The 23,785-nt window shown below is 71.0% G+C and carries 17 protein-coding genes; 12 read left to right on the top strand and 5 right to left on the bottom strand.

Going from position 1 to position 23,785, the window contains the following annotated elements:
* Positions 1-1,498 precede the first annotated feature (1,498 nt).
* Both AA75_RS09555 and AA75_RS09550 read right to left on the bottom strand, forming a co-directional pair.
* On the bottom strand, positions 1,499-3,361 hold the full coding sequence (locus tag AA75_RS09555; RefSeq protein ID WP_082526375.1) for a YCF48-related protein: 1,863 nt from the start codon (positions 3,359-3,361) through the stop codon (positions 1,499-1,501).
* A 333-nt stretch (positions 3,362-3,694) separates the two neighbouring features.
* Positions 3,695-4,273 (bottom strand): WhiB family transcriptional regulator, encoded by a 579-nt coding sequence (locus AA75_RS09550; RefSeq protein ID WP_033819405.1) that lies wholly within the window; start codon positions 4,271-4,273, stop codon positions 3,695-3,697.
* Between the two features lie 168 nt (positions 4,274-4,441).
* On the opposite strand from AA75_RS09550, the gene AA75_RS09545 reads away from it, so the two are divergent.
* The 11 genes from AA75_RS09545 (at position 4,442) to AA75_RS09495 (ending at position 19,495) form a co-directional block, all read left to right on the top strand.
* Positions 4,442-5,161, top strand: coding sequence for a GntR family transcriptional regulator (locus AA75_RS09545; RefSeq protein ID WP_033819404.1), 720 nt, complete (start codon positions 4,442-4,444; stop codon positions 5,159-5,161).
* A gap of 1,093 nt (positions 5,162-6,254) precedes the next feature.
* Complete coding sequence (locus tag AA75_RS09540) at positions 6,255-8,195, top strand: hypothetical protein (protein ID WP_033819403.1); 1,941 nt, start codon at positions 6,255-6,257, stop codon at positions 8,193-8,195.
* Positions 8,196-9,053: 858 nt separating this feature from the next.
* Complete coding sequence (locus AA75_RS09535; RefSeq protein WP_051812055.1) at positions 9,054-9,962, top strand: hypothetical protein; 909 nt, start codon at positions 9,054-9,056, stop codon at positions 9,960-9,962.
* A gap of 56 nt (positions 9,963-10,018) precedes the next feature.
* Entirely contained in the window at positions 10,019-10,294 is a 276-nt protein-coding gene (locus AA75_RS09530) for a hypothetical protein (protein WP_033819402.1), read from the top strand.
* A complete protein-coding gene (locus tag AA75_RS09525) occupies positions 10,291-11,382 on the top strand; it encodes a conjugal transfer protein (protein WP_051812054.1) in 1,092 nt (363 codons plus the stop codon). The genes AA75_RS09530 and AA75_RS09525 overlap by 4 nt, the downstream gene beginning before the upstream one ends.
* 27 nt (positions 11,383-11,409) lie before the next feature.
* Positions 11,410-11,736, top strand: a complete 327-nt coding sequence (locus AA75_RS09520) for a hypothetical protein (RefSeq protein WP_033819401.1) — start codon at positions 11,410-11,412, stop codon at positions 11,734-11,736.
* Positions 11,733-12,416 (top strand): hypothetical protein, encoded by a 684-nt coding sequence (locus tag AA75_RS45385; protein WP_082526373.1) that lies wholly within the window; start codon positions 11,733-11,735, stop codon positions 12,414-12,416. Before AA75_RS09520 ends, AA75_RS45385 begins: the two co-directional genes overlap by 4 nt.
* A 58-nt stretch (positions 12,417-12,474) precedes the next feature.
* The gene (locus AA75_RS09510) at positions 12,475-15,060 is read left to right on the top strand and encodes an ATP-binding protein (protein WP_033819400.1); all 2,586 of its coding nucleotides are present in this window, start codon (positions 12,475-12,477) and stop codon (positions 15,058-15,060) included.
* Positions 15,057-17,738, top strand: a complete 2,682-nt coding sequence (locus tag AA75_RS09505) for a hypothetical protein (protein ID WP_233288973.1) — start codon at positions 15,057-15,059, stop codon at positions 17,736-17,738. Before AA75_RS09510 ends, AA75_RS09505 begins: the two co-directional genes overlap by 4 nt.
* Positions 17,739-17,830: 92 nt before the next feature.
* Complete coding sequence (locus AA75_RS09500) at positions 17,831-18,484, top strand: hypothetical protein (RefSeq protein WP_051812053.1); 654 nt, start codon at positions 17,831-17,833, stop codon at positions 18,482-18,484.
* 9 nt (positions 18,485-18,493) lie between these two features.
* Positions 18,494-19,495, top strand: coding sequence for a bifunctional lytic transglycosylase/C40 family peptidase (locus AA75_RS09495; RefSeq protein WP_033819399.1), 1,002 nt, complete (start codon positions 18,494-18,496; stop codon positions 19,493-19,495).
* A gap of 84 nt (positions 19,496-19,579) precedes the next feature.
* Here the strand turns inward: AA75_RS09495 and AA75_RS09490 are convergent, their stop codons facing one another.
* From AA75_RS09490 to AA75_RS09480, 3 genes are read right to left on the bottom strand one after another with little or no spacing between them, the layout of a single operon-like run.
* Positions 19,580-21,535, bottom strand: coding sequence for a hypothetical protein (locus tag AA75_RS09490; protein WP_033819398.1), 1,956 nt, complete (start codon positions 21,533-21,535; stop codon positions 19,580-19,582).
* On the bottom strand, positions 21,532-21,867 hold the full coding sequence (locus AA75_RS09485; RefSeq protein ID WP_033819397.1) for a helix-turn-helix transcriptional regulator: 336 nt from the start codon (positions 21,865-21,867) through the stop codon (positions 21,532-21,534). Before AA75_RS09485 ends, AA75_RS09490 begins: the two co-directional genes overlap by 4 nt.
* Positions 21,864-23,006 (bottom strand): tyrosine-type recombinase/integrase, encoded by a 1,143-nt coding sequence (locus AA75_RS09480; protein ID WP_051812052.1) that lies wholly within the window; start codon positions 23,004-23,006, stop codon positions 21,864-21,866. The genes AA75_RS09485 and AA75_RS09480 overlap by 4 nt, the downstream gene beginning before the upstream one ends.
* 266 nt (positions 23,007-23,272) lie before the next feature.
* On the opposite strand from AA75_RS09480, the gene AA75_RS09475 reads away from it, so the two are divergent.
* A complete protein-coding gene (locus tag AA75_RS09475; RefSeq protein ID WP_051812051.1) occupies positions 23,273-23,785 on the top strand; it encodes a hypothetical protein in 513 nt (170 codons plus the stop codon).

The raw sequence follows: 23,785 nt of genomic DNA, 5'->3' as shown, positions 1-23,785 counted from the left end.
CCCCGCCAATCCAACCCACGTCTGCCAGCTCCCCTTCGCCCCACACCCCATACACCCTCACCCGCACCCACCCTTCGACCAGCACCACCTCCCCCCACGCCCCTTCACCCCATCCACCCACCAACACCTGACAGCCCATCTCCCCAGCCCACCCACCAACTCGCTCCCCAACACCCGCCTCACCAACACCCCACCGAGCACCACACCTTTCCGCCCACTCCCTTGCACCACCGATCCCAGCCACCCACTCTCACCCTCCAAACTGCAGCCCCCTTTGACTTCGCCAGCTACCGCACAGAGAAGTAGTCGGCGTTTCTGAAGACCCTTGTCCGTAGGCTCTGACCTGCGGTTTCAGCGATTTCGAGGGGCTATCCCGAAGCAACCTCCGAAGCAACTCGGTGAGCAACTCGCGGAGCAACTCGACAGGCAACCTCCGAAGCAACCTCCGAAGCAACCTTGATCAACTCGGCGATCTGCGTGGATCGGAGGAGTGCTCGGCTTGCGTGGGGGCGCGCCGAGCCGGGCGCTGCGGGCGGCCGCCGGCGTCGCGGTGGCTACGGAGGGGAGATTTCTCCCCTGGAGACCAGAGAGAAATCTCCCTTCTACTCAGGCCCCGCCAGCCAGGGTGATTTCTCTGTCACCACGGCTCTGCTTGGTCGGGGAGAGAAATCACTCCTCCCCTTCGGGCGAGACGAGGACGCCCCGCGGCGGCCGGCCGGTCCGGCCCGTGAGGTATCGGAAGCAGGTGGTGGCGCAAGCGCCCAGGCTGATGCGACCCAGAGCACCACGAGGCCCGTGATCGTCTCCACCAGAACAGGGCAGACGAGGCGCAGCAACGCGATGGCGACGAAGATGCCGATGATGGCCTTGCCGAGGTGGTCACCGTTCAGTGACCGCCGTCGGGTGCTCGGGGTTGTCGGCGGCCTTCGCACCACGAGACGGGTGGCTTGAGCGCCGCGGCGGGCGAGCAGGAGCGGCCCGACCGTCAGGACGAGCGCGCCAGCGACGGACTGTCAGGACAGGAGAAGGGCGGTGAGGTCGGGACCTCGAACGCGGTCACTCTGTACTCCCGCAGGTGGTCGTCGGGGTGCGGTGCATTTGGAGGAACGCGAGTGCGACGGGGTCCCCGCCGACCCAGGCGCGTAAGGCGGTGTTCTCGGCACGCAAGGCGGTGTTCTCGGCACGCAAGGTGCGCAGCATGCCTTCGAGGTGGGCAATGTGTGCGTGGAGGTCGGCGGCTGGCTTTGTTCATGAGAACGGACGACAAATGTTCACCACTTCGGGAGGCGCCCGGAGTCGGCAGAAATCGAACTGCTTGGGTCGGCACGCTGGGATCTGGGTGGATGGGTGGATGGCGAAGCCCCGGCCGGGTGGCCAGGGCTTCATGGTCCGTTGGATCAGTCGTGGGCCTGAGTACGGGCGTCGGGCAGCCGGCGTAGTGGTCTTGGAACCGTGGGGTGCCTGGGCGCGGATGTCCGGCAGGTGGCGGGTTCGGCGGTCACAGGGCCAGTCGGTGGACGCTGCCGCCGTGCAGGCCCGCGTACAGCCACCGCTGTCCGGGGTCGACGGCCAAGGCGCGGACGTCGAGGGACGGCAGGTTGCCGGAGGCGTCCTGCCAGGTCTTGCCGTTGTCGCGGGAGCGCAGGACCCCGCGCCCGGCCGTGGCCACCGGGTTCTCCGGGTACGAGATGCTGGCGGTGGCGGCGAACAGGACGCCGTCGTGCTGGGCGAACGCGACGACGCGCTGGGGGCCGCGGTTGTTCTCGATGGTCGCGGTGTGGAAGGTGGTGCCGCGGTCGTCGCTGTAGCGGATGGCGTCGCCGCCGATCAGAAGGCGGTTGCCGGCGAAGTGAACGGCGGTGGCCTCTTCGGTGGTCTTGGCCGTGAAGGTCTTGCCGAAGTCGGCAGAGTAGTACAGGCCGTTGGTGTAGGAGGCCATCCACACGCCGTCGGGGTTGCCGGGATCGGCCACGAGGCCCAGGTAGAAGCGGCCGTGGTCGTGTTCCGCCCAGGAGTCGCCGCCGTCGGTTGTCGTCCGCACCCCGAGGACCTCCTTGTCATCGTGCAGGTAGCCGAAGCTGTGCAAGATACGCTCGGGCTTCTGCGGGTGGATGTGGACGGCGAAGATGCCGTCCGGCCAGGAACCCCGCTGCTGCCACGTCTCACCGCCGTCGGTGCTGCGCTCGGCCGCGCACTGCAGGTTGATCCTGCGGGTGCGCCACACCAGTGACGGGTTGTCGGCCTGGACGGCCAGGGCGACGACGTGGTTGCCGTCGGCGGACAGGCCGTCCGGCGACTGCCAGTCGGGCGTGGTGATCCGTGCGGGGGTGCGGAACAAGCCGGTGTCGGTGCCCGCCAGGAGGGCTTCCTCGGCGACGGCCAGGGCCGTGACCGAGGCTGCGGGGACGCCGACGCGGTTGAATCGCTGCCAGTCCGTCGTGGAGTGGAGGCCGTGGACGCGGTCGGTGGCGAGCCAGCCGCCCTCGGGCAGCGGGCAGAAGTCGGCCACGGTGCCTCCGGGCCGCTTGACCTTCCGGAACGAGCCGTCGCCGGAGTCGAGCCGGGTGGCAGTGGAGGACTGGTGCAGGATCTGGTCACCCGAGTGGGAGGCCGTCACCACCACGGTGCCGCCGTGCAGATCAGTTCGGGGAGCATCCCACGTGTGGCCGGCGTTCTGGCTGACGACCAGCCCGCCTCCGGGGCCCATGACGACTGCGGCGATGGTTTGGCCAGCTCCGTCCCACGAGTGCAGGGCCTGGCCGTCGTTCAAGAACTCCAGGGGCTCAGGGGGCTGCGGTTCACCGGCGGCATCGCGGACCGCGTAGAGGCCCCCCTCCCGCAGGGGCTGGAAGACGAGGTCGTCTCCCAGGAACGCCAGTTTGAAGACCTCGCGGCCGCCCGAGAGATCCTCGACCTGCCAGTCGTCGCCGCCGTTCCGGCTCACGAACGTGTGGCCGCTCCCCGTGACCGCCACCACGACCTGCCCCTCGTGGTGGGCAGAGATCGACTGGAAGGACTCACTCGCCGGCGGTTCGACGTCCAGGCGCTCCCAGCGCGCGCCCTTGTCGTCGGTGCGGTAGACGCCGCTCGCATGGGCTCCGGGCAGGGCGGTGGTGGACAGCCACCACCGCCGCGGGTCCGCGTGGTTTCCGACCAGACAGGTGCCCACCGGGTAGCGGGTGGGCGGCTCGACGCGCTGCCAGGTTTCTCCGGAGTCGTCACTCCAGAAGCCACCCACGGCAGTGGGGGACGACACCAGGAGCAGGGAATCCCCGTCCGGTGTGGGCAGACACTCCACCGTCACGGCCGAGCTGTAGGGGCCGACGGAATCCCACTGGTCCGCCTCCGTACGCGTTGACATCAAATCTCCCTCAGCGCAGCACAACAGCCTCGGGCCCGATCCCAAGGCGACTAGCACCGAAGGTAGTCACCTGAACCCCCTTGGTGATCGGATTCAACTCCTCCGCCGGCCAGAAAGGCTGAACTCGCCAATATGGATCTTGGGTGTGCTAGGCGAGCCCGCCTGGTTCCCAGGTTCGACCGGGCACCGCAAATCGAACAGATGCCAGGCGCCGCGCCTCCCGAAGTCGTGAACATCCGACGCCCGTTCTCGTGAGCAGAGTCACGGCGGCTGTGGGCTGCTGGCCGAGTATCTCGGGTGGGTCTGCGGAGCCGGCCGGCGACGGGCTGCTGTTCACCGGTGGGCTCCCCAACCGTTCTCGGTCCGGCGGGCGGCCTGAAGGTGCGCCAGCTTGGAGCGTGCGGTGGTGACCGCGGCGTGCCGCTGCGGGGTGCTGGCCGTGTAGCGGTCGGAGTTGACGGCGCAGGCGCGGTGGAGCTGGCGGTACGCCTGGCGGATCTGCGCGTCCTGGTCGTGGAGGTGGTTATCGGCCTTGCGGGCGGCGGCGAGCCGCGTGGCCTGCTTGCGGGCGCGCTGGCGCAGCTCCTCCTCGGTCAGGCCTCCGCGGACGCCGGTGTAGGCCCGGTCGCGCAGCGCGAGTTCCTCGCAGGCTGCGGCTGCGGGGCAGCCCCCACAGATGTTCTGGATGGTGAGCTGCCGGCGGGTGTGCCAGCTCTCGATGGTCTCGCTCTTCTCGCGCTCGAAGGGGTCCTCGGCGGGGAGGCTGAACAGCGAGCAGTGGCCGTTGGCGATCGCGGCCTGGAGCTGTGGACGGCGCATGGTTTCGGCGGTCGGGGAGTGGTGGCTGGCGGGGGAGCTGTGCTGGTGCCGGGTGTGGCGTCCGGCGGCGGCGGGCTGGTTGGTGGTGGGCACGGAGGGCCTCCTCGGGCGGGTTCAGGTGTGCGTGGCCTCGCACATCCAGCTCTGAATCATTTGACTTGCTTCAGTTGATTCAGCATGCTGCCCTGAAGATCCCCGAACGTCAAGCGCGAATGGAGCCCGATGGAACTGCCAGGTGCCGAGGTACGGCAAGATGAGCCCATGGCGGCATCCACCACCCAGAAGCAGCGCGCGGCCGATGCCGTCCGAGCGGCCATCCAGGCCGGCCTGTACCCGGTGGGTGAGAAGCTGCCTGGGCTGCGCAAGCTCAGCGAGACCCATGCCGTCGCCTACAACACGATGCGCGAGGCGCTCGCGATACTGACCAGCCAGGGCCTGCTCCAGACCATTCCGCAGGTCGGCAGCGTGGTGCTGGCCGGATACCAGCCCGTCGACGTCGTGGCGACCGAGCAGGGCAGGCTGGTCGTGGTCTCGCCGACGACCGGGCTGGCAGAGGCCACCACCGTCGAGGTCTGCCCCGCACCCCCAGCGGTAGTCCCGGTGCTCCAGGTACCGGCCGGCGAGCAGGTACTGCTACGCCGAAGCACCCACTTCGTCGACGGCGCACCCTGGGCGGTCGTCGAGACCTACCTGCCGCCGGCCCTTGCCGATCTCCACCCTGCCCTGCGCCGTCCGGACAGCGCGGGAACCGACGAACTCGAGGAGCTCAGCACGCATGTCCGCCACCGGGCCTGGATGACGGCCCAGGAGGCGGCACCCGAGACGGCTCGTCTTCTCGCCAGCGACGGCACGGTGTTGTCCTGGACCCGGGTCGCGCTCCGCGACGGTGAGCCGTGGTGGTGTCAGATCGCCTCGCTGCGGGGGGATCGAGTCCGGGCGCTGCACCCCTCCGCCACGTACACCAACGGGCCCTCCACCTAAGGCTTCAGGGCGGAGAACACCCGGAAAACCAGGGTGGACACCCGGCCACGGTGTCGGGATAGGGTGACATCCCAGTAACCGAACGCAAGCCCGAAAAGGCAAAACCCCGCGGCCTTAGGCAAGCCGCGGGGGAATGAGCCGAGAACCGATCGGACGGTGTCTCGCTATGACCGAGGCTACCCGCATCCTCACGCGGGTTGACCCGGCACCCGCCGCACGAGCGCGTGTCCAACCGCAGCTCCGGCGGGGCTTTGTGCTGTCCGCGGCCATTGGCGCGATCGGATTCAGCGCCCCCTTGAAGGGGGCTCGCGTGTCATAAGAGAGAACTGGGCGGCCATACCTCTATCCCGAGGCGGTCCGCCCTTCCTCGCTGGCAGCGGAGTATCCCTCTCCGCTCAACCAGCCGTCACCGCGCAGTGGAGTTCCCGCTCCCCTTCGCGAAGACCGGGCCCGAAGGCTCGGCAGTAACTGCCCTCCAGCAGTCGACCCCCGAAGGGGCCTTCGTGTTGTCCCGAGGCAACCTCGGGAGAACGGAGTACATCTTGCAGCACCGCCATGCCGTTTGTCAGCTTGACCCTCCTGCGCAACCGCTCTTCCCAGCCATCGGGCACGCTCCTGACGGCTCCTGCCCGACGCCTCCGCCGGTAGCGCTCACCTGGGGAAACACCAGCCAGGGAGGCCGGGACAACCTGCTGGTTGACGGTGAACCCTCACATCAGTGCAGGCAGCGGCCTTGGACACCACTCGGGCCGAGCCGACTTGTCCGCGCTTCGGCGCAGCACCGCGCTCTGCGGCGCGAGGTTGTCCCCGGCCGAGGTGTTCTTCCCGTTCCGTGTCACACGACGGCCCCCTCGGCGGCCTCTAGCTCTGGCTGGAGCACCCATGGGTGGCGACCGGCCATGACCGTGACCATCCGGCGCCGGCCTTCGGCGCCGGCCGAACCGTGCTGCCTGGGTGTCCGACGGGCAGACGCCGGGAGATCCATGCGCGCCTACGCCGTCCACAATCCAGGCCCCCGAGTCTACGGGGGTGCCGGGCCCCGCTCGTCGGTCCGGGCCTGCCGGGGTGCGCAACTGCAGACGGGCGGAGGCCGATGAGCGTCGCCGCGGGCTCTGCGGAAGGACCGCTGCCGGTCGCTCCTGCCGGTCGGCTGGAGGCGGTGGCCGGCTCCGGTACGCCCTCCGCACTGCGGCTCGGCTCCGGGATGCGCCGGCGACTGCGGACGGCTGTGCACTATCTGCTCGCCGAGCCCGAGATGCAGGGGGCCGGCGACCTCGACCGGCTGCTGCGGATCATCGTGGTGGCCAAGGCCAACAGCCAGCGGATGTGTGCGGCGTCCTCGACTGCGGCCGAGCTCGGTCGGTGGGCGGGCGTCGGTGCCTCGTCCATCGACCAGGCGCTCGCCCGGCAGCGGAAGGCGGGCACGCTGGTGAGCCGACAGCGCCGCGGCGTGGCGGGGGTGATCGGTCTCGACGTCGGCGTGCCCGCGATGATCGGTGCCAAGCGCTCTGGTGATCTTCGGCATCCGCTGGCGCTGCAGCGGCGTGAGCTGGCTGTCTTCCTGCGGCTGCTCGAGGTCTTGTTCGCCCCGGGGTGGCGCCACGCCGACCGGGCCGACACTCCTGGGGGTGTACTCGCCGAGCGCAAGGGCCGGGGCGCGGCCACCGATCGGCTCGCCTTGCTCCTGCTCGCGCTGGAGGCGCGCTCGGACGGATCGGTGAGGATGTGCGGGGGGCGGATCGACGAGCGCCGCGGGCGCTCGGCTGCGACGCTGGCCCGCCTGCTGGGGTGCACTCCCGACGGCGCGGCCAAGGTGCTGGGCCGGCTCCAGCAGCACGGGGCGATCGAGCTCGTCAGGAGAAGCACGCGCTCGGGGCTGCTCGGACGCGGCCGGATCCTCGTCCCCGCGGTCGTCAGCGCGTCTCCCCTGAGCGTCATGGCGCCCCACGGACCCGCCCCCACCGAACGCCCTGGTAGTGCAACCAGAGAGATCCCTGCTCGGCAGGCGGCAAAGTCCCAGGCCAGGCGGGCCCGAAAGACTGTCGGGCCCCTGATCGCACACCAGCCTGCTGCTGCGGACCTTCACGCTCCTCACGCTGCTTCAGCTGTTGTCCCTGATTCTGCTGAGGTCTCTGGGGGTAACTCCGGCGAAGCCGAGATCGGGGTACTCGCCGTCGCCGGTGGCGCGCGTGCGCACGCGAGGGTCCCGGCTCCGCGGGTGAGCGCCGGTGATGAGCGCTCAGCGGGCGAGCCCTTGGACGCGCTGCGCGCGGAGAACTGCCAACCCAGTCGCTCATCGTCGTCCACCGAGACCAGGCGCGGGCCCGGCCGGACGGTGGAGCTGACCAGTGCCCCAGTGCTGTCCGTGATGGCCGAGATCGCACCGCTCGTGGACCGGCTCGACTCCCGGGAGCACCGGGTCGCCGCTCAGGCGATCGCTCGTGTGCTGCGCGTTCGCACTGCCGCCGACCTGGGTCAGCACTTGGTCGCCCGGCTTGCTCCGATGAGCTTCGAGGGGCCCCGGGACGACCGGGGGGTAATCCGGTCCCCCCTGGCTTGGCTTCTGTCGCAGCTTCCCCAGGTCACCGCCTGCGGGAGCTGCGGGCGGACGTTCCACGGCTCACCGAGCCACTTCGGGACCTGTGACCAGTGCGCAGCTGGGCCCTCGGCCGGTGCCGTCCGCGGCATCTGCCCGGGCTGCGGTCGGCGGGGCGAGCTGTTCGCCGGCGGCGACTGTGCGGGGTGTGAGCACGAGTCCGCCGTCACGGCCGCCGCCGAGCTGGCCGTCCAGCGGGCCCTGCGCTCCGGTGCGACTGCTCAGGACGCAGCCGAGAGTGGAGCTTCGGTGCGGCGGGCGGCGGCTGCCGCGGCCGAGGCCGCCGCCGCCGCAGGTGCACATCCCGCGTTCGCTCGCCTCGCCGCCCGGCTCGCGGCGGACACGCATGGGCTTCCCGGCCTACCCGCGCCCCGGTCTCGGATGGTTGCTTCGGCTTCCAGTCGGACGTCGGCGCACATGCCCGTCATGCGTTCATGAGCGCTTGGCCCCCGCTCGTGAGCGGGGGCGCCGGAGCGCTCCGCGTTGCTCGTCGGTCGTGAGCGCATCCAGCGCGCGGGTGCGAGTGGTCGCGTCCCATCGAGCGGGCCGGGGTGCTCCGCTCCTCCGGTCGGCGCTCCCGCTCTCCGCAGCTGCCGGATAACGAGTCGCCACCGTGAGCGGGACAACCCGGAGCGGCGCGCATGTTGTCCCCGGCCGAGCCGCCCCAGGGGGAACGGCCGCGGGGACGGGTACCGAACCGTCGCCGTGTTGTCCCGGGGCAAGCAGGCGGCTCGGCCGTGTTGTCCCGGAGTCCGCCATCGGTTGTCCCGCTGACCGAGGGTGCTGACCTGGGGTTGTCCCCGGGGTCCGGCTGGCGCTCACACGGATGCCCGCGATGTCTCGGGCATCCGCAGCCAGGGGGGCCGGCCAGTTCCCTGCAGCGGAGCGTGGGCGCCTTCGTCGTGCCGGGCACGCGCTCGGCGGTCGTCCCAGGAGCGATCGCACTCACCAGCTGCGGGCACCTGCGCCCGCCCCGGACTCGGCAACACGACCATGAGCGCCCCTCTGCCCCGGCGCCATCCGAGCCGTCCTGAGCGCCCCGCTCCCGCCACTCCGACCGGTGAGCGCACCCGCCCGACGCTCACCCCGGAGATTTCACCCCCCACCACCGGGGAGCGATCACGGAGGTTGCCCCGAGGTTGTCCCACCTGCGCGGCAGCGCGAGCGCTCGCCGCCCACCAGGCGGTGGCCCCTTGTCCCCGGAGCGCGCTTTCGCAGGTCAAGACTGCGGACAAGGGGGGTCCAGCCAGTCTCAGCGTCATCACCAGCCGACGACGCGAAGGGACGGGCACGGACGTGGCCACCTCCATCGACTTCTCCCATGCCGGTACCCGCGACTGCGACCCCGACCTTGGCTCCTTCGCCCGGTTCAACCGGGACTGGGCCGTACTGAACGACGACTCCCACGCACGCCGGCAGATCGCCGAGTGGGCCGAGCGGTTCTCGGAGCTGGCGGGCCTGCGCTCACCGCAGGAGGTCGTCGACCGCCTCGACAACCTGCGGCGGTCCAATGACTGGCCGGCCTACGACGCGCTCTTCCGCGTGCTGCTCGAGCGCACCCGCCTCGGCGGCGCCGAGGGCCAGCTGGCCTGGTGCGTCGGAGTGCGGATCATGCTGCCGAAGGCCGTCCTGATCACCGCCGGGCTGGTGCGGGTGGGCTTCGACTGGGAGGACACCGCCTCGCTCGTCCTGAGCGCTCTGTTCGAGAACGTGCGGACCTACCCCTTGGAGGACCGGCCGGCCCGGGTCTTCATCAACCTCGCGCTGGACACCCGCAAGCTCGCCGAGCGCCTCATCGGCGTCAGCTCGAGCGAGGAGCGCGAGCGGGAGTGCATGGCCGAGGCCCTCAGCCTCCGCCCGGTGGACCCCGAGGCCGACCAGCCCGAGCAGGTCGCCCTGCTGGCCGACCTCCTGGCCCGCGCCACGCACCTGCAGCTCCTGGCCGAGGACGAGAACCTCGCCGACGCCGGCCCGGACCCCCGCACCGAACTGATCGACCTCCTGGTCTGGGCGGTCGAAGCGGACGCGATCACCACGATCGAGGCCCGCCGGATCGCGGGCTACTACCGCACCACCACCGACCGGGCGGCGATGACCACCCGCGCCATGGGCAGCGAGGGCGCCCGGATCCGCCAGGGCGCCTCCCGCGCCGTGCGCTCCCTGCGCGGCGCGGACCTGAACTCCTACTTCGACGTCGCGGCCTGACCTTGGCCACCGCACCGATCACCCACACCCGACCCGCACATTCAGGAGCGCTCACGATGACAGCAGCACCGACCGCGCACAACCCCGGCCGGGACTCGGATGAGCGACGCGTCGCCCAGGCTCGGCGGCACGTCATCCAGCTCGCACACCAGCTGATCGACAACCCCCTCGACCCCGAGCTGCACGCGCAGTTCCGGGCCTGGCTCGACACGGAGGCGGACGAGGCGCGTGCGGCGATGGACGCCCTCCGGCGCCGGCCGGCGCCGGAACTGCGCGACCAGGTCCGGGCGGCGATCGCCCTCCTCGACAGCACCCTGCGAGGTGGCGCGTGAAGCGCGAGCGCCGCAGCAAGAAGCCGACCACGGCTCCGGCCACGCCGCCCGAGGAGCACGACGTCGTCGAACACGAGGTCACCGGGTGGAAGGCCAGCACCGCCGGCCTCTCCGGGCTTACGCGCCTGGCCCGCGCCGGTGCCTGGCTGCTCGTGGCCTCCGGCCCGGTCCTCGGGCTGCTGGCCATGGCCTCCACAGCAGCGGAACCGGCCGGCACCCGAACAGCACCCGCAGTGGTCAAGGCCGCGTCCGGTGTCGCGCCGGCCGGCTTCGCCGAGCTCTACGTGGCCGCCTACCTGGAGGCCGGCCAAGGCACCGAGTCCACCCTCGCCCCCTACTACCCCACCCCGGTGTCCCTCACCAACACCCCCGGGACCCGCAGCGCAAACCGCACGGTCGCGGTGGCCACCAACGAGGTGTCCTCCGGCTACTGGGCGGTGACCGTCGCCGCCCAGGTCGTCAGCCACCAGGCCGGACGGCCGGACACCACCGCGGTCCAGTACTTCCGGGTCGGCGTCCAGGCCGTCGGCCCGTACTGGGCCGGCGGCGCCGCGGCCAAGCCCGACAGCACCGTCGGCTACGCCGCCACGTCACTCCCGGCGCAGGTCGCAGCCCCCGACACCCTGTCGGCCGGCGACCTGGCGTACGGCACGACCCGCGGAAACGCCCTCACCGACCCCGTCGTCGACACCGCCAGCTCTTTCCTCACCGCCTACCTCACCGGGACCGGCGACCTCGACCGCTACAGCTCTCCCGGCACCCGCCTGCGCCCGGTCAGCCCCGCGCCGTACACCGCGGTCAAGGTCACGGACTCCTACGACAACTCGGCCAACGCCGGCATCCAGTCCGTGCCGAGCGACGGCACCGCGCGGCGGCTCCTGGTGAACATCGCCGCCACCAACACCGCCGGCCAGACCTACCCGCTCACCTACGCCCTCGACCTGCGCTCACGCGGCGGCCGCTGGGAGGTGTGGGCGCTCACCGAGGCGCCCGCGCTCAAGAGCGGATCGGCCCCGAGCGCCGCTCCCCGGCCCACCGACCCCGGCACCGGCACGCGCGCCACCGCGCCGTCGGCGCCGGCCCGCTAACCCACTCCGAGAAAGAGGAACCCCACCATGAAGCCCGAAAACGTGATGCTCGCCGGTGACGTCCTCACCTGGGCAACCACCAAGACCACCCAGGTCAAGACGCTGATACTCGCGGTCGCCGTCGTCCTGGTGATCGCCGCGGTCATCAGTGCCTACTGGAGGACGAAGTCCTGGGTCGCCACGCTCGTCGCCTTCGTGCTCGGCGCCCTGGTCCTCTGGGGCATCAACAACATGGACTCGCTCAAGGGCAAGGTCGGCTCGGAGATCGACGAGAAGCCCGCCGCGAGCGCTCCCCATGTCCGGGTCGTCCAGGCGCTTCCGGGTCCGAGCGCTCATGAGATCGGCCGGCTGTGAGCGCCGCTCACGCTCTCGCCCCGGGTGCGCCGCTCACCCGCGACGAAGAGATCCTGATCGGCCGCTCCTACACCCGCGCCCGCCGCCACCCGCTGGTGGTCGGCAAGCTGCCGGGGGCGGGGCGGATCCCGGGAGGCCCGTACACCATCACGCAGCTCGTGACGATGGTCATCGGCTTCGTGGTCCTGATCATGACTCGCGCGCTCTGGGCCCACTTCGGGCTCTTCGACATCGTGATCATGGTCGTGCTGCCGTGGGGCCTGGCCTGGGTGATGCGGTACGCGCGCGTCGACGGACGGGATCCGGCCCGGGCGATTCGCAGCCTCTTCGTCTACCTCTCCGCGCCTGGGTCCGGCCGCCTCGCCGGGCGGCCCCAGCGCCGAGGACGCATCCAGGCAGCCACCGGCCGGTGCACCGTCCGAGAGCGCGACGCCCCCGAGCCCGCGAGCGACCCGCACGGCACGGCCACCACCGCACCGGCCAGTACTCGGAGCGCACCGACGGCGCAGCGCGTTCGGCCCGCGGCGGTACCGGCTCCGAACCGGCCGCGGCCGGTTACCCCGAAGGCCCGTCCCGCCTCGGCTCCGGAGGACCCGCGGCCGCCGGCAGGCGCCGGCCGCCGAAGCCCCGGAAGCCGCAGCACCCTGCAGAACCTGCTCGCCTCGCTCGACGAGGCATGAGATGCCCGGGGCGGGCCGCCCCAGGCCCGCCCCTCCCCTCTTCTTGTTAGGACCCGTCATGCGCCTGCCCGTCCGTCACCTCAGCGGCAATCTTCTGTGGACCACGAACGCGACCGTGTGGGCCGTGTGGCGGGTCGCGGAGGAGAACTACACGCACGCCAGCCGTGCCACCAAGCGGGCCCGGCTCGACGCGCTGGAGTCCCTGTTCAAGGCGTTGCGCGGGGAGGCGCTCCTGCTCTCCTTGTGCCCGTCCGTCGACGCGGCCTCCGTGGTCCGCCGGATGACCGCCGGCGTCGATCTCGACCACTCGCCCGAGTACGTCGACATCAGCCTGCGCGTCCTCCAGGACCTGGAGGACCTCGAGCTGAGCGGCCGGGCCGACTTCCTCGCGATACCGCTGCCGCACCTGGACCTGAAGCAGACCACCCGGGCGGTCCTGTCCTCCGTCCAGGTCGAGGTGATGGCCTCCCTGGGCCTGCCGGTGGCGCCGGTGGCGCTCAAGGAGGAGAAGAGCCGCTTCGAGCAGGCCCGTCGGCTCGCCGCGTCCTGGCCCGCAGGCATCAAGCTCCGTCCCGCCACCGAGGCCGAGATCCTGTGGATCTACGGCCACAGCGCCCGGCGCGGAATCGACGAGCCGTTCCTTCCGGAGGAAGGCAGCCGCCGCGGGGTCCGCGGCCGAGGCCGCACCCTCGCCGCCCACACCGCCGTCGTGCTCGACGAGGGCGGGCGCAGCGACCGGGGCGGAGCGGTGAGCAACCCGTTCCGCCGCCGGTACGTCAAGGCCACCACCGAGCACGGTGACAGCTACCAGGCCTTCGCGGTGCTCTCCGAGATGCCCGAGTCCTTCGTCTTCCCCGGCTCGGAGTACCTCGCTGCGCTGGACGACTTCAGCTTCCCCGTCGACTGGGCGGTGAGGATGAACGTCGAGCAGGGCTCGAAGGCGGAGCCCCGGTCACGGCGCCAGGCTCGCGAGCTGGCCAACCAGCGAGGTGAGTACGACGGTGAGACCGCCGGCGTGCCGGCCAGTCTCGACAAGGCGTCCGCGTCGCTGGACGAGTACCGGGACCGGCTGACCTCGTCCTCCACCGAGGTGGAGATCCGGGCCTCGGTCGCGCTCTGCGTGTGGGGCCAGAGCCCCGCGGAGGCGGACGAGCGGATCACGCTGCTGCAGCACCACTTCGGGGGCAACGAGTACACACTCGTCCGGCCCGTCGGGGACCAGGTCGCGCTCTTCCACGCGATGCTGCCCGGCACCAAGACGCCCCGCCCCCTGCTCGACTACACCCAGTACTTGCTGGCCAGGGACTTCGCGATGGCCATGCCGTTCTGCGGCCAGGGCCTGGGCGACGACACCGGCAGCCTGTTCGCCCTCCAGCTCTCCGGAGGCGGCGTGCGCCCGGTGCTCACCGACTTCTCGCACGGCCCACGGGTGAACGCCTCCGCGTCCGCCGCGTTCGTCGGCGAGCTCGGCAGCGGCAAGTCCTTCGCGATGAAGTGCGCGATGCACTCGGTCCTGACGACGGGTCGGCGGGTCGGTAGCAGGAGCAGCCGCGGCCGTGTCCTGGTGATCGACCGCACGCCGCAGCAGGAATGGGCCAGATTCGCGCTGGCCTGCCCCGGGACCACGCAGATCGTCACGGTCGACGAGAACGCCGGCCTGTCCCTGGACCCCCTGCGGATCTTCCGCGGCCCCCGGGCCGCCCGCTACACCGAGTCCTTCCTGACGCCGCTGCTCGACATCGCGAGCATGTCGGTGGAGGGCATCACCCTCGCCGACGCGATCGAGGCGACGCGCACTGGACCCGAGCCGAGCATGAGCGCGCTCATCGACACGCTCGCGGTGCGGGCCCGCACGGCGGACGCCGACGAGCCGAACGACGACGTCATCCGGGCCGCCGCGTCCGAGCTGGTGCGCAAGCTCCGTGCCCTGAGCAAGAAGGACCTGGGGCGGGTCGTGTTCGACCCGACGCTGCCGATCGTGCGGATCAGCGACGCCGACTCGATCGTCTTCTCGGTGGACCGCCTTGGCCTGCCCAGCCGAGAGGACCTGGCCGAGCACCGGCTGAGGTCGCTGGAGGTGGAGAAGCGCTTCGGGTGGCGGCTGATGTACCTCATCACCGCGCTGTGCCGGGAGGTGGCGTTCTCCAACCCCGCCGAGTTCACCGCGGTGATGCTGGACGAGGTCTGGTGGCTGACCGCGTCGGCCGAGGGCACCGGTCTGCTGCTGGAGATCATCGCCGACGGCCGCAAGCACAATGCGGGCGCCTTCGTGGGCAGTCACGATCCCTACGACATCGGGCCGAAGAACGAGATCGGGGACAAGATCCGAGCTCTGCTGAGCCACATCTTCGTCTTCCGCCACCGTGCCAAGAGCCTCGCGCGGCGCTGCCTGGAGTTCCTCGACCTGGACCCGGACGACCTGGAGATGGTCAAGCTCATCACCGAGGGCCTGTCGCCGCTCAACCTCTCCGACGAGGAGCGGATCGTGCGCGCCGGCGAGTGCCTGTACCGCGACCTGCGCAAGCGCATCGGCGCCATGAAGGTGTTGGCGCCGGCGGACGAGGCCGCTGCCGAGGCGATCCACACCACGCCGGGCCAGGACGAGCCGAGCCTGTCCGAACTCCTCGCGGAGGTGACCTCGTGAGCCGGCAGACCAACGCCACCGGCGGGGGCCGGCTGCGGTGGCCGAGCCGGCGTCGGCTGTGGCTGGTCGCGGTGCCGATCGCGATCTTCCTCGCCTTCGTGGCCGCGATGGCCTGGGCCGACCCGCAGGTCCCGACCCCGTCTCCGGGCCCGGCGCCGAAGCCGCCGGGCTCCAGCGCCACCCCGCAGCCCGGGCCGAACCCGCCGGCGCCGAGCCCGGCACCGACGACGCCGGCCACCGGACCGTCCTGGACCCCCAAGCCGGGCACGTCGCCGGCGCCCCCGGACCCGCAGGGCAAGCCGGTCAAGGACTTGAGCATCCCGCCGACCGACGCCGGCGACGGGCTGCTGCAGCCGTTCAACGTGACCGACCGCGAGGGTGTGCCGATCTCCGCGTACTCCGTCAGCAGCGACACCGGAGAGTGGGACGACTTCGACCTCAAGATCTGGAACGTGCTGGCCGTCCTCTTCTTCTCGGTCGCGCGCTGGGTCGTCGGCTTCGCCTGCTGGCTCCTCCAGTGGGCCCTGGGATTCGGCCTCGCCGGCATCCTCGTCAAGCCGGTCGACGGCATCGCCACCACGATCCGCGACCAGGTCATCAACCGCCTCGGGCTGCCGTCGCTCTTCCTGATGATCGCGGCCGTCTTCGCGGGCTGGCAGATCATGTTCCGCAACCGCAGCCGCGGCTTCGCCGAGGCGGGCCTGTCCCTCGTCATCGCCGCGGTGGCCACCACCGTGCTCGTCTCGCCGGCCCAGGTGCTGCTGGGCACGGACAAGAACCTGGCCGCCCCGGCGGGCTCGACCATGCTGCTGTCCGAGGACGGCCTCCTCGGCACAGCAAAGAACTTCAGCCTCCAGGTCTCCTCCCTGGTGCTCAGCAAGGACCCGAGCAAGGTCGACGCGAACCCCGAGCAGGTCAGCAAGCCGATCAAGGACGCGCTGGTCGATGCGCTCATCGTCAAGCCGACGCAGCTGATGCAGTACGGCCGCACCTTCGACGGTGCCTGCGCCAAGGCGTACGGCAAGTACAAGGTCGTCGAGTACAACTGGGGCCAGATGGGCCTCAACGCCTGGGAAGGCAACCGGGCCAACCCCGCGGGCGGACCAACGTACCTGCAGCAACTCCAGGACGCCGGCGCCAACTTCCTCAAGACATGTGAGCAGAGCGGAGTCGAGCCGGAAGCGAAGAAGGCCTCGGCGGACATGGCGTTCAGCGCCCTGTTCGTGGCGATCGCCGCCGTGATCGTCGTCGTTCTCCTGGTCCTCATCACCGGCGGCTTCCTGGTCGCCCAGGGGTGGCTGGCGTTCCAGGCGATCCAGGGCCACTGGGCCTTGGCGGCCGGCATCCTGCCCGGCGGCGGCCGCGCCACGCTCTGGCGGTGGGTCTCGGCGGTCATCAAGTCGGTCCTGAGTGTCGTCCTGGCCATCCTCTTCCTGGCGATCTTCATCCTGATAATCCTCGCGCTGATCGACGCGGACACCGGAAAGGTCCTCGCGACCAAATTCGTCGCGATCGACCTGACCGCGATCGCCGCGCTGGCAGGCCAAAAGAAGATCAAGGAGACCTCTCGCCAGATCGCCGTGAACTTGAACCGCCGCCTGGCCAACGCCAGGGTGGGCGGCTCACGGAACTCGGTGTTCTCCTCGCCCGGCCGGTACGCGGAGACGGCGCCGGGCCTCAAGCAGATCTGGGGGGACAGCAAGGCCGAGGCTCGGAAGGTCACCCAGCCCATCGGCAAGGCCGGACGCCGGGCCCGCGATCTGTGGGTCGGACCGCAGAAGGGCCGCGCCAAGGGCGGGAAACTGCGAGCCGCCGCCCGCCTCGCCACGAACGTGGCGGTCGCGGCCGGCACCGGCGGCACCGCGACGGCGGCCAAGATGGCCGCCCAGAACGCGGCCAAGCAGCACCTGCGCAAGAGGATCGCCACTGCGGCGGCCAACAAGCTCGCCCAGACGCGAGGCGGGCGCGCCACCATGGCCACGGGCAAGGCAGCGGCGATGGCCGCCCGCTACGGAGCCAAGGCCGGCAAGTTCGCGGTGTACGCCACCGCGGGCGCACCGGTGAGCGTCCCGCGAGGCGTGAAGGCCACCAAGCGCGGGGCCCAGGCAGCCGGAGTTCGCGCCGCCCAGGTACGCAGCGACCTGATGGCAGCGAAGGACCGTGCCAGCACCAAGGTCGGCAAGAAGGTGGACGAGGCGTCCGCGTTCATGCAGGAGTACCGGGACAACGTCGGCACCGCGGCCCGGTTCGTCGGCCGCCAGGGTGCCTATCTGCAGCTCGGCCTCGCCCAGCCGCTCGCCCCCCAGCAGCCGACCACCGGGGTCCCGCGGGCCAAGTCCGCGGCCACCGCGCCTCGAGTGCCCGGGCCCGCCCCCCAGCCGAGCAGCGGCCTGCGGCCGGCGCCAACCTCGGCCTCGACGGCTGGCTTGGTCGCCCCCTCTCCCAAGGCAGAACCTCAGGACCCGGAGCAACCGCCAGCACCCGAGCAGGAGACCGACGCCGAGGCGCCGCAGGTGGAGCCGGCCGGTGACGCTCAGCCGGCTGCAGCCGGTCCGGAGCCGGCCGAGCCGTCCGTCGCACCTGAGGCCAGCACCGCCCCGCCGAGCGCGCCCGCCAGGCGACTGCGCCGGGCCACCAGGCCGGCCGGTCCCGCCAACCGGGCCGGCGACGAGAGCTGACCAGGTGGTGAGGGCGCCCCGGCGCACCCTCACCACCCGGCCGTCGTCACGGTCCCACCCGAACACAAACCCACCCCGCCAGGGAGTCCCGCATGTCGCCCCGTGCCCAGAAGATGGCCACCGCCGCCCTGTTCGCCACAGCCGTCGTGCTCGCCGTCATCGGTGTGCTGCTGCTCGCGGTAGTGCCGTCGCACGACGCTGCCCCCCAGCGGCCGGCCGCCGCGACGGGAACTGAAGCGGCCAGTCCTCAGCCGTCGGCGGTGCACACCTCTTCCGGGCTTCCCCTCCCGGGTACCGCCGCCTCCAGCGGTGCGACGGGTGAGCCGGAGCAGCACGTCGTCATACCCGCCGCCGTCGAGCAGGTCGCCCGCCGGTTCGTGACGGCCTGGGCTTCTCACGACGCCCGGCCCGGCCATGACACCTCCTTCGAGGACGCCGGTCGCCGCGCCTCTGCCGTCGCCTCCCCGGACCTCGGGGCCGACCTCTCCTCACCCCGGCCCGCAGCAGCCCACCGATGGGAGGAGCTGAGAAGCCAGCAGGCCCAGGTCGTCGCCGAGGTCATCGAGGTCGCGCTCCCCGACGGAGCACCCGCGCCTACCGGCGCGGTCGCGGTCGTGCGAGTCACCTACCGGGTGACCATCACCGCGCCAGGCACCCCTACAACCGTGGCCCTCGAGCAAGCGGCGCTCGAGGTCCGCGCCGGTACCGACGACAGCTGGCGCGTCACGGCGCTGCCGAACGCCTGAGAGCCCGAGATGAACAAGTTTCTGAAGACGGCCGGCACGGCGCTCTTCACCGGCGGCGTCTTCCTCGTCGCGCTGATGCTGGCCGTGGCGGGCACCATCGGCAAGGCCTCGGCCCAGCCCGGGCGCGAGACCGGCCCCGGAGGAGGCATCACGACCGCCGCCCCCGTGCCGGAGTGGCTGCGCTCCCTCATCGCCACCGCGCTCGTCGGCAAGTGCCCCCAGCTGACGCCCTCGCTGCTGGCCGCGCAGCTCTTCCAGGAGTCGGGTTTCGATCCGAAGGCAGAGTCGCCGGTGCATGCCCGCGGAATCGCCCAGTTCATGGACGGGACCTGGAGCAGTTACGGCGTCGACGGCAACGGTGACGGCCGCAAGGATCCGTTCGATCCGGCGGACGCCGTGCCGGCGGCCGCCGCCTTCGACTGCGCGCTGGCGGAGGAGCTCAAGGGCGTCGCCGGCGACAGTACCGAGAACATGCTGGCCGGCTACAACGCCGGCCCCGGAGCGGTGAAGAAGTACAACGGGATCCCGCCGTACCAGGAGACCCGGGACTACGTGCGGCTGATCCGCGAGCGTGCGGCGCAGTGGGCGGCCAGCGGCGATGGGGCGATCCCGCTTCCGCAGGGCTCCGAGGGCGCCGGCCGTGCCATCGCCGCCGCGCGCACCGCCCTCGACACGCCGTACGTGTGGGGCGGAGACTGCGTCTCCCCGTACGCGGGCCAGAACGGCTGCGACTGCTCAAGCTTGGTGAAAATGGCCTGGGGATCGGCCGGGGTGAACCTCCCCCGGACCACGTACGACCAGATCAACTCCGGCACGGCGGTCCTCTCGATCGCCGACCTGCGCCCCGGAGACCTGCTGTTCTCCCGCGGCACCGCCACGCGCCCCGAGCACGTCGGCATGTACATCGGGGAAGGCCAGGTGATCGAGGCGCCGAGGACGGGCCTGAACGTGCGGATCCGCACCCTCAACGACTGGCGCGATGAGGTCCTGGCCATGCGGCATATCGCCTGACCTGCAAAGACGTCATCCATTCGGCTGGCCGAGAAACCTCTCGGCCGCTTGTTGGTGGGGAGCGTCATTCGTGACGCCCCATATTCAGCTGTTCCGGCGGCTCTGGATGTAGACGGCCCAGTCCGGAGCCGCCCGCCGGTACCACTTCTCTGCCGTGACGATGTGCATGCCGGTCAGCGAGGCGAGTACGGCCGGCGGCAGGTCCTGCCCGAGGTTCGTCAGCGCGGTGGCGCGGCCTGGTTTCACCTGGATGCCAGCCTGGTTGAGGCGCTTGGTGATGGTGGCCGGCTGCCAGTGGCCGTTCGGATGACGGTTGCTGGGGAAGAGCCAGCGGGTCGCGCCGCTGCCTCGAACCGCGGCGTTGTCCGGCCGGTCGCTGAGCTCGGTGACCAGCACCGCGAGATCCGCGGGCAGCAGCACGGGCGCCTGCTCGAGCGTAAGGAAGGTCTGCTCACCCGTTCGGCTGAGATCGGCGGCGGTCAGCCTGACGATGCGGCTGACCTGCTGGCCGTAGAGGAGGACCAGGGCGCCGGCGACACGGACGTCGAGCGGGAGTTCGTCGTCGTGGAGGCACTGCTGGAGCATGTCCCAGTGGTCGTCCTCGTCCATCCCGGCCGGGTCGGGCTTGCTGAGGTGGGGGACGAGCAGGTCTCGGGACAGGCCCCGGCGGGCGGTCCAGACGAGGAAGTCGCGCAGCTGGTAGCGGGCGCGCGATCCCTCCGTGAGCCACTGGTCGACCTGCTCCTGGGTGACCTGGGCGAGCTCGACCTGCTGGTTCGCGGCCCAGGTCAGGAACTGGACCCCGCGGTTGATCCGGGTGGTCGCCCAGCTGGTGACGTAGCTGGTGGGCGGGCGCCGCTGGGCTCGGCGCCGCAGGCGCGGAAGGACGCTCCAGCGGCCGTAGGCCCTGAGTACCGCGCTGAACTGCGGGTGGCGGGCGATGACGCGCTCCAGGTGGCGTTCGACCTGGGCCAGGTGTTCGTCACGGGCGGCCAGGACTCCGACGGCGACGAGGAGCTTGCGCAGGTGGCCGCCGGCCATGGGGTGTTCCGCAGTGAAGGCGTCGAGACGTTGGTGGGTCACCTCGCGTCCGGCCCGGGCAAGGTCGCGGAGGAAGCGGGCGCCCTTGGCATTGCGGAGCCAGGAGGCGACGGTTTGGGGCTGGTCGGTGCGGCTGAACGCTTCGCGGAGCGGGTTCAACTGCCGTGCGGCGGCCGGGGGCAGGCCCTCGAAGTAGTCGGCCACCTCGACCTTGAGGGCACAGCGGGCGCACAACGTCGGGCGGAAGGACGAGTCGCTTGGGTTGCCGCAGTGCGTGCAGAGGTAGTCGGTGGTGCTGCCCGCGCAGGGGCCGCAGGCCGGTTGGCCGTCGAGTCGGGCGATCAGGACCCGGCGCTGGCCGCACCGGGTGCACGTTCCCGGGTGCTGCCGGTTCCGGTCGTAGCACATTCCGCAGACCGGCCCGAGTGGCCAATGAGCGTATGCCACAGCGGACTTGGCGCAGAGTGTGCAGGGCTTCGGGCGGCGCGGACGGCACGAGTCGCACAGGAGTCGGCCGGTCCCGGCCGAGCAGACTGTCAGCCGGCCGCAGGCGGCGCACACCTTCTTCGGACCCACGTGGAGGCGGTAGCAGGCCGAGCAGTGGCCCTGGGAAACCAGTGGGCGGGTCTTTCCGCAGCGTCGGCAGGAGCCGGTCTTGCTGAGGTAGAAGCAGTTCCTGCACAGGTGTCCGATGCCGGGCGAGGCGTTCTCGACCAGCGGGCGGAGCAGTCCGCAGCGCGGGCAGGCCGGCTGCTTCACGCGGGTGTAGCCGGCTTCCCGCAGCACGGTGATGAAGCGCTGGACGCACGGCGTCGCGTGGGCGCTTCCGCTGGTCAGGGCCTGTGGGAACACCTCCAGATGTTCCCGCAGGAAGCGGCGGGTGCGGTGGTCCATCGAGCGGAGGATCGTTGCGGCGCCTTCCGTTCCCAGTTCCGGGAGGTCGGCGGCCACCAGGGCGACCAGCCGGTCGAAGAACTCCTGCGTGGTGCGAGGGGTCACAGGCCCTCCGGCCGGCGGACGCGGGTGCGGCGGGTCGGCGGGGCCGGTTCGCTGCTGGCGGTCTCGCCGGAGGCGGTCGGCTTGGCGACCTGGGCCTTGACCTCGACAACCTCGATGAGGTCGTTCGGGGTGACGGCGAGGATGTCGCAGAGCGCGGCCAGCGTGTCCATCGAGAGGCGCTGAGGTGGCTGTGCGACGAGTCGATACACCTGCTCGCGTGACAGGTGGACACCGCGTTCGGCCAGCAGGGGCACCAGGTCACTGGTCTGGAACAGGTCCCGTGCGGCCATCAGCTTCCGCAGGTTCCAGCGGATGCTCATGTTCTTCTTCATCTCCTGCTTCCTTTCTCCGGCTTCGTGCGGCGCTGGCTTGGCCGTACGGACTGGCGCTTGAGCGACTGTTCCAGCAGCCGGTTGCGGAACTCGTCCGACACCCAGGTGTAGAGGGCGGTGGTGGAACCGAAGCGGTGGCCGACCTGGTCCTGGACGAACCGCTCCGGGTAGCCGAACTCGATCAAGTGCGTGATGTAGGAGTGTCTCAGGCAGTGGAGCTCGAGCTCCTCGGGGAGCTCGGCCTCCTGGCGGATGGTCGCGAAGACCTCGTCCAGCCGGCGTGCGGACATGCGGCCACACCGTTCGGTCACCCACAGCGCGGGGTGCTGGGCGGGTTGGAAGCGGGGGCGGACCTCGTCGACCCACTCCTCCAGGAGCTCCACGATCCAGTCGAGCTCGGGGACGGTGAGCACTGTGCGGCGCTTGGGCGGGCTTCCGCGCGAGGCCTTGCCGAAGCGGACCTCCTGGGCGCCGAAGCGGCCGTAGTCCTTGGCCCGCGGGTTGTGCCGCATGTCCTGCAGGTCGAGCATCGAGGACTCGCGGCGGCGAAGCCCGTAGGCGTAGACGGACTTCAGCATCACGGAGTCGCGCCAGGCCGCCAGGGAGCCCTTGCGACCGAGCTTGCGGATGCGCTCGACCCGGTTGTCGGCCGCGTCGAAGAACTGCTGCAGCTCGTCGTAGGTCAGCGCCCGCCGGCCGGGCCGGCCTTCGTACTCGGCGACGTGGTCGGCGGTGTTCCACTCGTGGCACACCTGGACGGGGAACTGCCCGAACTTCTCCTCGCAGGCCGACGACCAGCCGTAGCGGGAGTCGGTGATGAAGGAGCAGAACATCGCCAGGTCGCCCTGCTGGCCGCGGACGGTGGAGTGGGCGAGCGGCGGCCTCTTGGACATCTGGGAGGCGAAGTACGCCTCGACGTCCTCCGGCGTCCACTCCCAGGGGTAGGTGCCGGTGTACTCGGCGAAGCGGCGGACCAGGCCCAGCCTGTCGTCGATCGTCTTCCGCTGGAGCAGGCGGCTCAGCTGCTGCCTGGACCAGCCCTCCAGCATCGCGCTGAACATCGCCGGCGCCGGGTCCAAGGCCCGCACGTTGTCCGGCACAACCAGGTGGATCGCTCCCGGCAGATCGACCGTTCTCATCCCCGCCTCAATGGTTGCATCAGATACAACATCGTGGCGTTTAATGTAGACCGTCGCAGGTCCGACCGCACATCCCTCCCCGGCCGGGCTCCCCTCCCCATGACTCTGAGCAGGTCAGACGTGCTTTCTCCGGCCCAGCCGCTTGTTGCATCGGATGCAATTCCGCCCGGTTGATGTCACACACGGCGCCCGAATCCGGCCTCTATGCATGCGACCTGGAACAGGTCCCTTGCTTCCCCGCCGACCCCGCACACGAAGGAGCGTCCATGAGTACCTCTACGATCATCGACTCGGCGATCGACCTCGTCGGCGCCCTGCCCGACCTGATCGCGCAGACCCCGGCCTACCTCCTGGCCACCATCTGGCTGTGGCTGCCGGCAGTGGTGATCGGTGCCGGTGCCCTGACCGGCTTCCGGGCCCTTCTGGTCCGCCGGGCCCTGCGCTCTCGCGTGAGCTACGACCTGCTGCCGACGACATCCTTCGACCCCAAGCCGGAAGAGATCCTGCGCTTCGCGCAGCACCTGTCGCATGCCCAGCGCGCAGCCAGCCGGTGGCGGCTGACGCCGCGCCGGGGCTTGGCCATGCGCGTGCTGCTCACCTCGGAGGGCGGACTGACCATGCGCATCGAGGGGCCGGCGACCTCCGCCGCTGTTCTGCGGCACCAGGTCTACGCGGGCTGCGAGGTCCGATCCGTCGAACGCTCTGCCCCAGGGGACTCAGCCCCCGACGCTCCTGCCCCGATCCGCTTCCCCAAGACGCCGCTCGCGCCGTCCAACTGA

The organism is Kitasatospora sp. MBT63, assembly GCF_000710465.2.
Classification (GTDB): Bacteria; Actinomycetota; Actinomycetes; order Streptomycetales; family Streptomycetaceae; genus Kitasatospora.
Note: the sequence above shows the minus strand (reverse complement) of the source record. Positions and strands in the feature narration are given on the sequence as shown.